The sequence below is a fragment of the Shouchella phoenicis genome, from assembly GCF_047238345.1.
Lineage (GTDB): Bacteria > Bacillota > Bacilli > Bacillales > Bacillaceae_D > Shouchella.
In genome coordinates this window covers 146,055-160,939 of sequence record NZ_JBDFMQ010000001.1, presented here as the reverse complement: position 1 = coordinate 160,939, position 14,885 = coordinate 146,055, and the positions used below count along the sequence as shown (strand labels likewise).

Here is a 14,885-nt window from a genome sequence, read left to right as displayed (position 1 = left end):
GCTTTGATTGTTATACTGTTGATAATATTCTTTATTTTACGAGGTGAGATTTTTGACATATCCAACTGCATTCAGTATCGAATTAGGAGAAACTATCACAGCCAGTCTCGCTAACAGACTATCATTTACTGGTGAACTAAAAGATTCAAGAGCATTTATCTGTGATGGTGATGATGATTGTAACGCCCCCCTCACTTGTGCAAACTTTAAAACTACAAAAAATGAAAGAAAGAATAACCCCTATTTTACTGAGGGAGCTAGAAAAGCTAATAATCACTCTGAAAGTTGTAGCTATCTTGTAAAAAAATCAAATTCTAGTAACACAAACAAAGAGACTTCATCTCAAGTTAAACAATCGAAGAAACTAAAACTAATTTTAGGGAAAGATGGTTTTAAAAAACCACAACCAAGAAAACAAACTCACAATACACTTTCACCTCAAAGTAATAGTTCATTAACTGCAACGTATTCTGTTAATAGCAATGGAGATAAGGAAAGAAAGTACTCAAAATCACATGTTAAAACTTTACGAACTCTCGTTGAAGTTTTTCAGTCTGGTGAATACGATTTAGACAACACAAAACTTGAGACACTTGATTCCCTCTCTCTTAACGAGCTTTTTCATTCACTAGATACCCCCTCGACATTGTCTTATCAATTTCGGGTTTATTTTGGACAAGCAAAAATTTTTGAGAAAGATCCAGATAAGCCCTATTACATCGTAGAGTTTACTAAAGCCCATAATTATTCTAATCCAACAGAAAATGGAGATATAGAAGATTATCCTTCTTTTGCTGTCTCAAAGTATCAGATACACAAAAATTATCCTTGGTCAAAGCAGTATATTAACTCTACAGATACTTTCACATGCTTCGTGTCTTGGTTTCCGACAACTAACAAAGGTAAAAAGAAGACATTCATTAATTTCGAAAAAGTTACTCCTGAAAATTATTTATTCCAGAAATAGTATTTTGTATTTTTTCAATTAGCATGTTTGTGTCTTTTACATTCAATGCCATTAATAAACCTTGTTTAGTTATATCAGTAATCGAAAAGCCCTCTGTCAATTTATTGTGGAAGTTCTCTTGCAGATAAGTAATAGCATCATGAAATGAAGAAGCTGTTAATTGAAAAGCTTTATCTAAAAATATGACAAGATAATTCTTATCTGCAACTGTCTCTTCCCTTATAATACTCACACTATAATCTAACCTTTGATTCATATAATCCCACCCTTTCAATAAACCATATCTTTTGGTTTTGCTAAAAGCACATCAAGCATCTTTTCTTGCTTAGCTGACAGCTCGGCATTGACGACCATGTCTGATAAATCTTGTCTGCCTAAGACCTGATCCGCTTCAAGTACCATTTTCATTGTTGGTGCACATGAGTTTTGCAACCACATCCTAGATTTCTCGTAAAAATCATCTTCTGGCTGCATAAACAGACTTAGCTTGCCGACATCACCAATGAACACTTTCCAAAAGTCGCTTGTTTTCCATTTTTCTCTCGCAGCATCCTCATCGGCATCCACAAATCGAATGTAGTTGTTAATAATTTGCATGGCGATATCAAGTAAGTCTTTTGACTGGATTAATGATTGAACAGCGCCTTGCGCCCGATCATTTTTTAGTCTTAGTTCATAGCGGTTCCAGTCTCCTAGATCTTCAAGAGGAATGTTATACTTATCAGCTTGTTCATGGTTCTTCTCATAAAAGCAAAGGTATGCTTCTGATTTTTTCGAGCCAAAGTATAATGTCGTTCCTCCGTTAGATCCATCTGCAATATCAAGTGAGCCGTTAAAATCGGACTTACGAAACCGTGAAATGGCTTCGCCCTTCTTCACTTTCTCTAGCAGCATGGGGATTTCAAAGTACGTTTCTCGATCATCAATCGCTAAGTCAAAGCGACTGAACTTGCCACCATGGTTAATGCAGTCTTTAAAGAAATCAAACCACGTTTTTTTACGCGCATCTAAGAAGCTTTCGAACTGTCGGCATCCTTGACCAGACATCTCTACCAATACGCCTCGATTGTCACCTTCTTTCGAATAAAAGACTTTAATATGATCAAGCTGGTACGTGCCAATGTAGCCATAAAAACCTGACTCCTTTTCCTGCATGTATGCTTTCTTTAAATGGACGATGTGTTCCAGAATGAAATCAACATCATGTGTTTTAAAAGATACTCGCAAGTAGTCAACCATTGCTGTTAAAGGGTTTTGGACTTCTTCCGGTTTTTTTTCTACGATTACTACCCCCCTGTTAGCTAGGGGGGGTTGGTGTTTTGAGGTCGTCATTCGCTTCGCTCACTCCTCCCACTCGTTCCCGTTTCTGTCGCTACGCTGCCGCTGGCGACTGCCGTCGCCGACGCTCCATACACTCCCACTTGTGCTTGCTTGATTTCTTCCATGAAGTCATAGTCTTTGGTGACAAGTGGGCTATAGAATTCTGATATGGTTGATGTGCCTGTGTCGGCATAGCCACGACCTTTAACGCTTTTATTTACAAAGGTTTTGTCTACATCACCAAACATCATGCCATAACCAGATTCAGACATCTTCCCTAATGTCACACGGAAATTAAATTGATCTCGAATACCGTCAGCTAAATACTTGGCATCTGGTCGTTGTGCTCCAAGAACTAAAAAATAACCCATCTGCCTCCCTAGCATGACGAGCTGTTTCATATAACCTAACGCTTCCATTCGTTCTTGTGGTTCCAACAAATCCATAAACGCTACATATTCATCAAAGAAGATAAACATGGGAGGCAAACCAAGGTAGGCGTAATTCTCTCCTGTCTTGTAATTCGGCATCTGTTTCATTTCCTCAGACCGCTTCATCATGTTCTCCACCGATTTACGCAAACACATCATAATGCCATTTTTCTTTGAATACACAACACCTTTCGGAAGAACTGCTTCTAAGTCTGCCAAATCAGCGTTTTTTGGGTCGAGTATTCGTATATTGGCATTTGATTTAAGCACTGCTTGGATAATCGTTAAGATGAAGTAAGTTTTCCCTCCACCTGTGCCACCAGCAATTAACATATGTGGCAGCTTATCAAATTCCCAGTAAACGTTTTTCATTAAACTCATCGAACCGTTTTTTACTTGTACTTCTTGAATTGGAATACGATTTTTACTTACATCATATAAAAGTTTAAAAACCACAAATCCTTCTTCGACTTCACGATCAACTAAATCACAAAATAAGCCATTCTCTAAGTCTGTACCTAGTTCTAAATAACGCGCTTGAAATCGGCTTAAATCTAGTGCAACACGGACATAGATATGACCATTCTTCACTTGATAATAAGCACGAGGAAAATAGGTAATCTTTCTTTTTGTAACGGTCTTATTTGTCCATCCCGACTCTGTTTGGATGTTTTCTTGTTCGTAAAAGCGATTTGAAAAGAACATACGTGCAATTTTCTGTTTGTGCAGCAACTGTTTAAATTTATCAAATGCAACAAGGTAGACGATGCCTACAACGGCTGATGCAATTAAGAGCGCTACAGAAAACCTTGATAACAAGAATGACCAATTCCAGCTATCAAACGCAATATATACTTTATACTGCCCCCAATCATTCCATTGAGAGATTGGAAACGAGTCTTTAAAGCTATAAAAAAGAACAGCTAGGAAAACGGGTATACCTATACCCAATCCTGCTGTCCAAAGTGCATGTTTCATATGAGGGGTAATTCTATGGCCACGGTATTTCCAAAGCCGACGTCTCATCGCTTCTATAATCTTTAACCCTCCTTAAAGAAAAACTAGAGCGCACCAGTCTTGAACTAGCACGCATTAGAATTCTTATTTTTTATCTGACCCAGCTGTTACAAGTTCCTTATCCTTGGCTTTCGGTTCAAAGTTAGAGTTAGATTTATGTCCAGTTTCCACAATATCTTCTGCAAGTAACGTATAAATGATATTGGCAAAGTTCCCATTCGCTTGGGCTCTTGCTGTAATTCTTGGATTCACTAGCTCAACTGGTTTATTGAAATCAATTTCTTTTAAATCGACATAATCAGGCAATGTTACTTCTATTTGTCCTTGCTGAACACTTGATGCTACGTTATAAATACGTGCTTCCAACTTATCTGTACGCTCTCCCTTTTCACGGTCAAAGTACATTTTCTCTCTGTTTAATCCCATAAAAATCATGTTTCCAAATGTCTCTTGTGGTTCTGGCTTAATTCCATTTTTTAAATTCATTATAAATTCCTCTTTTCGTTTTAGTAGTTTTATTTTCCAAAGACTTCTCATCAATTTTCATCGTAACAATTTATAGAAACCGCTCAGGTTCTGTATCCATCATGGCGCTTGTCAGTCGCTCCAGAACTTTTTGTCTGTCTTGGCAACGTTAGTAGGTTATTGTATAACCATCAAGCTGTATACAGCTATGGCGCACGTATCTTCTTACCTGCTACAGCATTTAAACAAGTGTTGGCTGTGTCCACTTAATACTCACGCTAGTGACAATAGGAAGAAAGTACGCTACAATAAAATTTCCTAGGTTTTATCGGCGTATCTGACTTCTATCAGGTGCGCTTTCTTTCTATATGTAGTTATCAATGTACTCACTCTTTTCATTCGCTTATATGAACGTTAATAGTGGTCTATACTCACACTATTTATTTCTTCTCTATTTCAGTAATATCACTTCGTCCAACCTTATAATTTCGCGAAATGCGACGATATGATACTCCGTGTTTAAGCAATTCATTAATAATTCCTTTTGAAATCGGTTGGCTCATAAAGTAGGTGATTTTCACAGACCTCATTGCCAGTTTCATTCTTGCTTGCCAATCGCCTTCCATCTTCTTAGCTAGTGGTACAGCTTCTTTCATCAAATCGCTCATTACTTGAAAAGTCATGATTGATTCCCCATTACATGACCACTTCTTTTTCACTAAGCTTCTCACGTTGGTATTGATCTAAGCCTTTTTTAGATATAAGAACTCTGCGCCCTTCTCGCCAGGATGGAAAATCATAATGCTGAGATAATTCGTACATTTTAGATTTACCCATTCGTAAATATTCAGCTGCTTCTTTCACTGTTAAAACATCTGGCATTGAATCAGACTGAGAATAATTTAATGCGTCTTTAACCTTTTGCAGGAATTCTTCGTTTTCTTCTCGAACAATTTGCCTTATAGTCTCTTCAAAGGACATTCTTAGTCACTCCTTACTTAGATTTTCATTTCAGTTCTCTTTTTAAATAATGACTCTGGACTAACCTTAAACAACTTAGCTATTGCTATTGCCACGTTCAAGCTCGGAAATCTCGAACCCTGTTCAATCATTCCATAATAACTTTCACTGATACTAACACTGTATCTAATATTTAAAAGCTCAATCACATCCCTTTGAGACCAATTTTTGTTATTACGTAAAAGAATAAGTTCATCTCTTTTTCGAATCATTTTCACCACCCAACGTTTTGTAGTGTTATCTTACCCAACATTTAATTGGGTGTCAACACTTTTACCAGATTTTTTGATGGGTTTTTTATTGAAAACTTTATTTACCCAACTAAAAGTTGTACAATTAATAAATATAGAGTACTGAAAGGATCTTGATATGGCAGAACTTAAGGATCGTTTGCGCGAACTAAGAAAAGAGAACAATTTTACCCAACAAGAAGTTGCCAAGTTTCTCGATATTACTGAAAGTGCATATGGTTTTTATGAACAAGGTAGAAATGAACCATCTGTTCAAAGACTTAAATTGTTAGCAAAAAAATACAACGTCTCCATGAGCTACCTTACAGGAGAAACGAATGATAAAAATAGCAACACATCCTCTAACACAGATACAAACTCTGCATTCTATAATTACAAAGACCTTGATAATGAAGAAGTAGAATTTTTAAATGAACAACTTGAAGTATTTAGAAGAATACGGCAGAATAAGATTAATAGAGAAAACAAAAAATAACGTCCAACATTTTTGCTGGACGTTTTTATTTACCACAATACCGAACATATATTCTTATAGAGGTGATTCTTTGCTACGCTTATATTCAAGAACTCCTATAGAACAATGGTTAGAACTATTTTATAAAGAACATCATATTCTTTCTCCAGAGGATCTTAATATTAATAAGATAGCCGACACCCTTAATATTTGTATTAAGGAAAGTCCGGGACCTGACAGAGCTATATGGGATGATGAACATAACGTTGCCATTATTTTTTTACATAAAGATCATTCAGCTATTGAAAAAAGAGAAATTTTCTTTCATGAGCTTTGTCACCCTCTTCGTCACTGTGGCTCTCAAGAAAATATGTATAGTAAAGAATTCACCATGATGCAGGAAGTACAAGCAGACCAATTTCAGCTATATGCTTCAATGCCATTCTTTATGGTCGAGAAATGCTGTAATTACTGCGACCACCTATCGTCTACTTTAGCTAGTGAATTTCATGTCTCTAAGGAATTAGCTGAATGTCGATTACAACAAATTGAAGCAAGAATACGTAGTGCTGAGTCATTACAAAGATTTAATGATGTTATAAGAGAACAGCCGACACCTAATTCTTATAAATCTGTTCCCAAAAAAGATATTCCGATTCACGCACAGTCTCTAGTAGAAAAAGCACTTCTTCAAAAACAGAAAAAGGAGATGACTGGACAATGATTTCTTACAAAGTATATTATGACTATCACGAGGGCACTAAAGCGCCTATATGGATTGTTTTAAATGTACGTAATCAAATAATCGACTGGGATCATAAAACACTTACAATAGCTGTACAAGCTCCTTTTGATATGCATCCAGCAGAAGAGTTTGATCAAGACGCCATGAATGTAACTATTCTAATCGATGATTTACTCTTAACAACCTCTGAGAATGTGTTTGGAATTAACTTAACTAACGTTGAACATCGCTTGAATTTACACGGCGTTGATCGAACAGAGGTTGATAATTTCGTCATTCAAGTTGCAGATTTAGAAGATATGCTGCAATTTACTCTGTAAAATAACAGATAACGGAGGCTTAAAATGAAAGGACATATACGTAAACGAGGAAATAAATATGTAATCATTGTGGATTTGGAAAGAGATCATAACAACGAAAGACGTCAAAAGTGGTTTTCAGGCTATGATACAAAGAAAGCAGCACAAAAAGACATGCCTCGTATCCTTAATGAGATTAACACCGGAAATTTTATTGAACCTTCCAAAGAGTCTTTTGCTGCTTATTTAGATAAGTGGATTTTAAACAAACGAAGTAGATTGAAGGCTTCTACCTTCCAAGTGTATAAAACCCATCTTCGTATCCATATCATACCTAAGCTTGGAAATTACAAGCTAGAAAAGCTTAATAGACTCCACCTAAAAACATTCTTTTCTTATTTAGAAAATGATCTTGGATTAGCCCCTGCTACTATAAAAAAAGTTCATACCGTTATTAGTTCAGCTTTGTCAGAGGCTGTAGAAGATGGGATTGTTGGGAAGAACGTAGCAGCTGGTTTAAAAACTGCACGAATTGAACGCAAAGAAATTCATGTATGGGATGAAAAGCAACTGCTACAGTTTCTCGAATCCAGTAAGCTAGATCCTCTTTATATTGCTTTTCATTTGGCAGCCATGACAGGGATGCGGCGTAGTGAGGTGCTGGGTCTTCGCTGGAAAGACGTGGACTTTGAGAATAATTTATTGCGCACTGTTGTCACTCATACACCTTATGGAGCTTCAGATGGAAAAACAAAAGCTAGTTTTAATCGCACGATTGATTTAGACGAAGTAACCATTACTGAATTGCAGAAGCGAAAAGAACGAGTAGAGTATGAGAGAGAACGGGCTGGAAGAACATATAAGGATAATGATTTGGTTGTATGTACTAGTTTAGGTACACATGTAACTCCTCGAAATCTAAACCGAAAATGGTATCAGCTTAAAGAGGATGCTAATGTACCCTCTATACGTTTTCATGACTTGCGACATACTCATGCTACGTTGATGTTATTGCAAGGTATTCCAGTAAAGGTAGTAGCGGAAAGATTAGGACATTCGAGTATAACGACAACATTAGATACTTACAATCATTTGTTGCCATCTATTCAAAGGGAAGCGATTGCGATGTTTAGTAAGAATTTATATAAAAAAGAATTATAAAGAGACCCTTATGTTTATTTTATCATCCTAGAGCATAAAATAATTCACCTGAATGTTTCTATGCTCTTTTTTTAAAAAAATTCACATCATAAATATAATAGCAATAAAAGGATTTAAATCATTGATATGGAATTAATAATAATTATTACTTCATCGACCTGTTTATATGATAAGATAACACATTGAGGAGGGTATATATGATTACAGCTGAAACTAATAAAAACCACCTTGATACCCTTGACACTATTGAAAATAGTTTGGTTTCATACTACGAAGAAAATTTAATTAGCTCTTCTAAAAGAACTATTGTTCTGAGAGAAATGGACTGTTGGCAAGGTCGAGCTGATTTGGTATCTGCTAAAATTAGCGGGGAATATAGTGTCAATATTGAACAAGCTGAACTTTTATCAAACTTAACCAATGCTCAAATAATTTCCTTACTTCACTATAAAGCTCCTAGATCGACCAATTATCTTATAAAGAGACTTGCTTTAACACACACTACAATTAATAGATCAATTAGAACTTTGAAGAAAGCAAATATTATTGAAGCAACTGCCACCAATAAATATATACTATCTAGCACATTTATCTTGCCTGATGTTCAGTTTAACGCTTATGAAGCAAAACTTCATAATTGGCGAAGAGCTTTTTATCAAGCTACACAATACTTTGGTTTCAGTCATTACGCTTGGGTGATCATGCCAGACAAGTATATAAATCCAGCGATTAACAATAGCATTTTCTTTAAAGAAAACGGTGTGGGCCTTATTGGCCTAGATAATAACGGAAAAAAGACTGTCTATATAAAGGCAAGCAAAAACCAACCAAGAAGAAAGGCATTCTACTTGGTTGGAGTAGGTAAAGCTCTAAAAAATTTTCTAAACACGGTGTAAATCACGGAAACTTTTTAACGCATTCAACCATGTATTCAAGTGTAGTCCTTGAGAAGTCTTCTCTAGTTGAATAGGTAAATTAGACAACAACTTATATTTAGCGGCGGCAGTAGTTATGTGGTCTTCTAAGTCATCTAAGCGAGCTGAAATATCATCTGGATCATTAAAAATGGTTTCGGTGGCATTTTTTAATGATGACCAGTGTTGCAGATGACTTATGCCTCGAGACCAAGTATCCGAGGGACTTTGTCCTGCTTTAATTATGTGCTCATAACTAGATGTGCTCAAAATATCATCTAAGTTATATCCATTTCTTGTGAATTGAGTTTGAATTGAGTCTAATTCCGAAACTAACAAGGTGTTCAACAAGGGAGTTGATGTATACCTTTCACGTGGGAGTCTCCCTCCTGAACTAGGTAATATCCTTTGCTGAACAGTAAATTTCCTTGAACTGTTAAACCAGCCGGTGCCGAAACCAGATGCTCCTACAGCAGAATACAATAATCCAATAATATCAGAATACCCCATTATGACCTCGTATTCATTTATCTCTGACAAGGAGTAAATCAATGTCAACAAATTTACTAAAGCCGTTTCTGATTCAAAACCCTGATCGTAATTAGTTGTTTTACGATCTATAGTAATGTAGTAACCTTTTACGTCTAAAGTGGTCAGTTCATTTAAAAAATCGTTTACATTCCTTGATTCATTCAATGCATTTTCACTGAATATAAGGGAAACATATAATTCTTTTCCTTTATCATTAGCAATTTGTGCTGCTTCTTCAGATAAACTTAAAGCTATTTGTGCTTGTCTATCACTAAAATTAGGAACCAAAATATTAGGTGAAACTAAACTATTTAATCCTAACTGCTCTTGATACTCTAAACTTTTCAACGCAATTTCATGCAATTTACGAAGAGATCTTAATGATGACAACTTTATGTTCCCAGGATAATAATCACATTCGTTTAAATTTTTGCTTGTTGCATCGATATAAAGAGAGTAGTAAAACTGTGGATCAAATAGTAATTGAGTATCAGGAAAGTTAGTTTGGATATCTTGTATAAACTCCTTCATCCTTACGGTTTTTTCATCTCTAGGCGAGAGTAAAACACCATCTAAAAAGTTGCCAGCTATTCCTTTGTGAAGCTTATCACCTTTTCCATAACCTTGTTGTGCATATAAATTCATTACAAGACCTCCTTCAAAATATACAGTTGTTTTAATAATTGATCGCATGTCTTATATCTTAAGTGAGGTTCTTTTGCTAGAAGTCTTAAGATAACTCTTTCTAATTTTTGAGGAGTATCTGTAATTATTTCTGAAGGGATAACTAACTTGCTTGATGAAATATTAGCAACAATTTGGTAAGTATTTAATCCGCGCTCAAAAAACGGATGCCTACCAGTTAATGCCTCATATAATACAATCCCTAATAAAAATAAGTCTGACCTAAAATCTAACTCTCTCCTGTAACCACTTAATTGCTCCGGTGACATATATATTTGAGAACCTACTAAATGAAAAGCTGCCGTTAGTGTCTCCCCTTGTACATCAAAAGCAATTCCAGTATCAAGCAAAACATAACTCCCATCATCTTTTCTCATGATATTTTTTGGTTTTATATCCCTATGCACCATCTTTATATCCCATAACTTTTGAATTGCGATCGTGATATCAATTGCTAAGTCTATAATTTGATTAAAGCTCATTCTTCCTTGTGTTAACACCTTATGCAAATCTGCTCCATTTATATATTCCTCAGAGAAATAGAGTATTTTCCTGTCACGTACTTCAGCTAAGTTAAGTCCGATTGGTCCAATTTTAACTAATGTAGGTGAATCTACTCTTTGCATAATATCAATTTCTCTTTTTGCTCTAGATAAAACTTCATTATCAGATTGATCTGATTCTAATTGTTCTGGTTCATAAAAGCTTTCTTTTGATTCGACCTCTGTCACATCACAAAACTTTAAAGCATACTTTTCATCGTCAATCTTGCAAGTATAAACGGTTTTTTGCCCTCCTCGATCTTCATATTCTAGTTCTGAAATAATACTTTTGTTAGTTCCTAATATTTCATAAATATCATCAACTGTTAATTCTGGCGCTCTCATCAAATTCCCTCCAAATAATTTCGTTGGACTTTTCAATAAATTTAAAATAAAGTCTTATTGTAAGAATATCATAATACCCGTTATTTTTCTCATTTAAAAATGGTTATTCGTTCCTTTTTTAAACAAAAAGGCGGGAACAATTTTAATTAAGTTTTACTTTCATGGACTAAAGGTTTGCAATTTGTTTGCAAACCTCTTTTTACGCAAAAAAATAAGCCTCTCCATCATCGGAGAAACCTTAACGTACCAGTACTTATATGAAAGCTTCCAAGCGGACTTGAACCGCTGACCCCCACCTTACCATGGTGGTGCTCTACCGGCTGAGCTATGGAAGCATAAAAAAATGGCTCCACAGGCAGGATTCGAACCTGCGACCGATCGGTTAACAGCCGATAGCTCTACCACTGAGCTACTGTGGAACGACAAAAAAATATGTAAGCCTGGCAACGTCCTACTCTCACAGGGGGAAGCCCCCAACTACCATCGGCGCAAAAGAGCTTAACGACCGTGTTCGGCATGGGAACGGGTGTGACCTCTTTGCTATTGCCACCAGACTATGTTGACGTCCGATCAACGGCGAATCTCTTCGTCTGGTTCCTATTTCTCCTTCTGTCACGTACCGACGTACGCTCCATCTATCGAATAGTTTCCATCCTCGATCTTCTTGTTTCTCGTTGTCATAGGGATTGAACCCTTATGGATAAAAGAATCGTTGATTCTTTCAAAACTAAATCTAGAAATCAAACTCAAGTCAAGAAAAAAATTAGGATAAGCCCTCGACCGATTAGTATCAGTCCGCTCCATGTGTCGCCACACTTCCACTTCTGACCTATCAACCTCATCATCTCTAAGGGGTCTTACTGGCTTACGCCATGGGAAATCTCATCTTGAGGGGGGCTTCATGCTTAGATGCTTTCAGCACTTATCCCGTCCATACGTAGCTACCCAGCGATGCTCCTGGCGGAACAACTGGTACACCAGCGGTATGTCCATCCCGGTCCTCTCGTACTAAGGACAGCTCCTCTCAAATTTCCTACGCCCGCGACGGATAGGGACCGAACTGTCTCACGACGTTCTGAACCCAGCTCGCGTGCCGCTTTAATGGGCGAACAGCCCAACCCTTGGGACCTACTTCAGCCCCAGGATGCGACGAGCCGACATCGAGGTGCCAAACCTCCCCGTCGATGTGGACTCTTGGGGGAGATAAGCCTGTTATCCCCAGGGTAGCTTTTATCCGTTGAGCGACGGCCCTTCCATACGGCACCGCCGGATCACTAAGCCCGACTTTCGTCCCTGCTCGACTTGTAGGTCTCGCAGTCAAGCTCCCTTATGCCTTTGCACTCTACGAATGATTTCCAACCATTCTGAGGGAACCTTTGGGCGCCTCCGTTACTGTTTAGGAGGCGACCGCCCCAGTCAAACTGCCCACCTGACAATGTCCCTGACCCGGATCACGGGTCGAGGTTAGAATGTCAGCACCATCAGGGTAGTATCCCACCGACGCCTCCACCGAAGCTAGCGCTCCGGTTTCCTAGGCTCCTACCTATCCTGTACAAATGGTACCAACACTCACTATCAAGCTACAGTAAAGCTCCATGGGGTCTTTCCGTCCTGTCGCGGGTAACCTGCATCTTCACAGGTACTATAATTTCACCGGGTCTCTCGTTGAGACAGTATCCAAGTCGTTGCACCATTCGTGCGGGTCGGAACTTACCCGACAAGGAATTTCGCTACCTTAGGACCGTTATAGTTACGGCCGCCGTTTACTGGGGCTTCAATTCAGAGCTTCTCCCTTTCGGGATAACCCCTCCTCTTAACCTTCCAGCACCGGGCAGGTGTCAGCCCCTATACTTCGCCTTGCGGCTTGGCAGAGACCTGTGTTTTTGCTAAACAGTCGCTTGGATCTATTCACTGCGGCTCTCTCAGGCTATTCACCTTAATAGAGCACCCCTTCTCCCGAAGTTACGGGGTCATTTTGCCGAGTTCCTTAACGAGAGTTCTCCCGAGCGTCTTAGAATTCTCTTCTCGCCTACCTGTGTCGGTTTGCGGTACGGGCACCTGTATTCTAACTAGAGGCTTTTCTCGGCAGCGGAGGATCAGGGATTTCGGACCCTTGGGTCCTTCACGGTCACAGCTCAGCCTTCACGGAACACGGATTTGCCTATGCTCCAGCCTTGCATGCTTCGACGCGCACAGCCAGCGGCGCGCTCACCCTACCTTTCTGCGTCCCCCCATCGTTCAAACAAATACGAGGTGGTACAGGAATATCAACCTGTTGTCCATCGCCTACGCTTTTCAGCCTCGGCTTAGGTCCCGACTAACCCTGAGCGGACGAGCCTTCCTCAGGAAACCTTGGGCTTTCGACGGAGGGGATTCTCACCCCTCTTTTCGCTACTCATACCGGCATTCTCACTTCCAAGCACTCCACTAGTCCTCACGATCTAGCTTCACAGTCCTTGGAACGCTCCCCTACCCAATCCCTATTGGGATTGCCATAGCTTCGGTGATACGTTTAGCCCCGGTACATTTTCGGCGCAGAGTCACTCGACCAGTGAGCTATTACGCACTCTTTCAATGATGGCTGCTTCTAAGCCAACATCCTGGTTGTCTAAGCAACTCCACATCCTTTTCCACTTAACGTATACTTGGGGACCTTAGCTGATGGTCTGGGCTGTTTCCCTCTTGACTACGGATCTTAGCACTCGCAGTCTGACTCCCGAGTTAAAGTTTTTGGCATTCGGAGTTTGACTGAATTCGGTAATCCTGTGGGGACCCCTCGTCCAATCAGTGCTCTACCTCCAAAACTCATCACTCGAGGCTAGCCCTAAAGCTATTTCGGGGAGAACCAGCTATTTCCGAGTTCGATTGGCATTTCACCCCTACCCACACCTCATCCCCGCATTTTTCAACATGCGTGGGTTCGGGCCTCCAGTCGGTGTTACCCGACCTTCACCCTGGACATGGGTAGATCACCCGGTTTCGGGTCTACGACAACGTACTCACTCGCCCTATTCAGACTCGCTTTCGCTGCGGCTCCGCCTCATCAGCTTAACCTTGCACGTTATCGTAACTCGCCGGTTCATTCTACAAAAGGCACGCCATCACCCATTAACGGGCTCTGACTAGTTGTAGGCACACGGTTTCAGGATCTCTTTCACTCCCCTTCCGGGGTGCTTTTCACCTTTCCCTCACGGTACTGGTTCACTATCGGTCACTAGGGAGTATTTAGCCTTGGGAGATGGTCCTCCCGGATTCCGACGGGGTTTCACGTGTCCCGCCGTACTCAGGATCCACTCTGGAGGAAACGAAGTTTCAGCTACAGGGCTGTTACCTTCTTCGGCCTATCTTTCCAGACAGTTCACCTACTCCGTTTCTTTGTAACTCCGTATAGAGTGTCCTACAACCCCAAGAGGCAAGCCTCTTGGTTTGGGCTGATTCCGTTTCGCTCGCCGCTACTCAGGAAATCGCATTTGCTTTCTCTTCCTCCGGGTACTTAGATGTTTCAGTTCCCCGGGTCTGCCTCTACCTACCCTATGTGTTCAGGTAGGAGTACCATCCCATTACGGATGGTGGGTTCCCCCATTCGGAAATCTCCGGATCAAAGCTTACTTACAGCTCCCCGAAGCATATCGCTGTTCGTCGCGTCCTTCATCGGCTCCTAGTGCCAAGGCATTCACCGTGCGCCCTTTCTAACTTATCCATGATTACTTTTAAAAAGTAATTGGTTAACCTAAAAGGT

Annotated in this window: 15 protein-coding genes, 2 tRNA genes and 2 rRNA genes; 6 read left to right on the top strand and 13 right to left on the bottom strand. The window is 39.4% G+C overall.

Features of this window, described 5'->3' with window-relative positions:
• Window positions 1–52: 52 nt before the first annotated feature.
• Window positions 53–967, top strand: a complete 915-nt coding sequence (locus ABC361_RS00920) for a hypothetical protein (RefSeq protein WP_413072250.1) — start codon at window positions 53–55, stop codon at window positions 965–967.
• Here the strand turns inward: ABC361_RS00920 and ABC361_RS00915 are convergent.
• From ABC361_RS00915 to ABC361_RS00885, 7 genes are all read right to left on the bottom strand, one after another.
• On the bottom strand, window positions 936–1,223 hold the full coding sequence (locus ABC361_RS00915) for a hypothetical protein (RefSeq protein WP_413072249.1): 288 nt from the start codon (window positions 1,221–1,223) through the stop codon (window positions 936–938). The genes ABC361_RS00920 and ABC361_RS00915 overlap by 32 nt on opposite strands.
• A 14-nt stretch (window positions 1,224–1,237) precedes the next feature.
• Window positions 1,238–2,299 (bottom strand): replication initiation factor domain-containing protein, encoded by a 1,062-nt coding sequence (locus ABC361_RS00910; protein WP_413072248.1) that lies wholly within the window; start codon window positions 2,297–2,299, stop codon window positions 1,238–1,240.
• Window positions 2,296–3,744 carry an FtsK/SpoIIIE domain-containing protein gene (locus ABC361_RS00905; protein WP_413072247.1) on the bottom strand — a complete coding sequence of 483 codons (1,449 nt, stop codon included), beginning with the start codon at window positions 3,742–3,744 and terminating at the stop codon, window positions 2,296–2,298. Before ABC361_RS00905 ends, ABC361_RS00910 begins: the two co-directional genes overlap by 4 nt.
• A gap of 75 nt (window positions 3,745–3,819) precedes the next feature.
• Window positions 3,820–4,221, bottom strand: coding sequence for a DUF961 family protein (locus ABC361_RS00900; protein WP_413072246.1), 402 nt, complete (start codon window positions 4,219–4,221; stop codon window positions 3,820–3,822).
• A 419-nt stretch (window positions 4,222–4,640) separates the two neighbouring features.
• A complete protein-coding gene (locus ABC361_RS00895; protein ID WP_413072245.1) occupies window positions 4,641–4,883 on the bottom strand; it encodes a hypothetical protein in 243 nt (80 codons plus the stop codon).
• A 13-nt stretch (window positions 4,884–4,896) separates the two neighbouring features.
• The gene (locus ABC361_RS00890) at window positions 4,897–5,181 is read right to left on the bottom strand and encodes a helix-turn-helix domain-containing protein (RefSeq protein WP_413072244.1); all 285 of its coding nucleotides are present in this window, start codon (window positions 5,179–5,181) and stop codon (window positions 4,897–4,899) included.
• Between the two features lie 17 nt (window positions 5,182–5,198).
• Window positions 5,199–5,432: a helix-turn-helix transcriptional regulator gene (locus tag ABC361_RS00885; protein WP_413072243.1), complete on the bottom strand. Its 234-nt coding sequence runs from the start codon at window positions 5,430–5,432 to the stop codon at window positions 5,199–5,201.
• A gap of 157 nt (window positions 5,433–5,589) precedes the next feature.
• On the opposite strand from ABC361_RS00885, the gene ABC361_RS00880 reads away from it, so the two are divergent.
• The 5 genes from ABC361_RS00880 to ABC361_RS00860 all read left to right on the top strand — a co-directional run bounded on the left by ABC361_RS00880 (window position 5,590) and on the right by ABC361_RS00860 (window position 9,026).
• On the top strand, window positions 5,590–5,946 hold the full coding sequence (locus ABC361_RS00880) for a helix-turn-helix domain-containing protein (protein ID WP_413072242.1): 357 nt from the start codon (window positions 5,590–5,592) through the stop codon (window positions 5,944–5,946).
• On the top strand, window positions 5,882–6,649 hold the full coding sequence (locus ABC361_RS00875; RefSeq protein ID WP_413072241.1) for an ImmA/IrrE family metallo-endopeptidase: 768 nt from the start codon (window positions 5,882–5,884) through the stop codon (window positions 6,647–6,649). The genes ABC361_RS00880 and ABC361_RS00875 overlap by 65 nt, the downstream gene beginning before the upstream one ends.
• The gene (locus tag ABC361_RS00870; protein WP_055736553.1) at window positions 6,646–6,990 is read left to right on the top strand and encodes a hypothetical protein; all 345 of its coding nucleotides are present in this window, start codon (window positions 6,646–6,648) and stop codon (window positions 6,988–6,990) included. Before ABC361_RS00875 ends, ABC361_RS00870 begins: the two co-directional genes overlap by 4 nt.
• A 24-nt stretch (window positions 6,991–7,014) precedes the next feature.
• Window positions 7,015–8,130 carry a tyrosine-type recombinase/integrase gene (locus tag ABC361_RS00865; RefSeq protein WP_413072240.1) on the top strand — a complete coding sequence of 372 codons (1,116 nt, stop codon included), beginning with the start codon at window positions 7,015–7,017 and terminating at the stop codon, window positions 8,128–8,130.
• 197 nt (window positions 8,131–8,327) lie between these two features.
• Complete coding sequence (locus tag ABC361_RS00860) at window positions 8,328–9,026, top strand: hypothetical protein (RefSeq protein ID WP_413072239.1); 699 nt, start codon at window positions 8,328–8,330, stop codon at window positions 9,024–9,026.
• On the opposite strand, the gene ABC361_RS00855 is transcribed toward ABC361_RS00860, so the two are convergent.
• From ABC361_RS00855 to ABC361_RS00830, 6 genes are all read right to left on the bottom strand, one after another.
• Window positions 9,012–10,220, bottom strand: a complete 1,209-nt coding sequence (locus tag ABC361_RS00855) for a hypothetical protein (protein WP_413072238.1) — start codon at window positions 10,218–10,220, stop codon at window positions 9,012–9,014. The genes ABC361_RS00860 and ABC361_RS00855 overlap by 15 nt on opposite strands.
• Window positions 10,220–11,146 carry a serine/threonine protein kinase gene (locus ABC361_RS00850; protein WP_413072237.1) on the bottom strand — a complete coding sequence of 309 codons (927 nt, stop codon included), beginning with the start codon at window positions 11,144–11,146 and terminating at the stop codon, window positions 10,220–10,222. The genes ABC361_RS00855 and ABC361_RS00850 overlap by 1 nt, the downstream gene beginning before the upstream one ends.
• Window positions 11,147–11,408: 262 nt before the next feature.
• Window positions 11,409–11,481, bottom strand: a tRNA-Thr gene (locus tag ABC361_RS00845).
• A gap of 9 nt (window positions 11,482–11,490) precedes the next feature.
• Window positions 11,491–11,565, bottom strand: a tRNA-Asn gene (locus ABC361_RS00840).
• 19 nt (window positions 11,566–11,584) lie between these two features.
• Window positions 11,585–11,700: ribosomal RNA gene (gene rrf / locus ABC361_RS00835) — 5S ribosomal RNA — on the bottom strand.
• 210 nt (window positions 11,701–11,910) lie between these two features.
• A 23S ribosomal RNA gene (locus ABC361_RS00830) occupies window positions 11,911–14,846 on the bottom strand.
• Window positions 14,847–14,885: the final 39 nt, after the last annotated feature.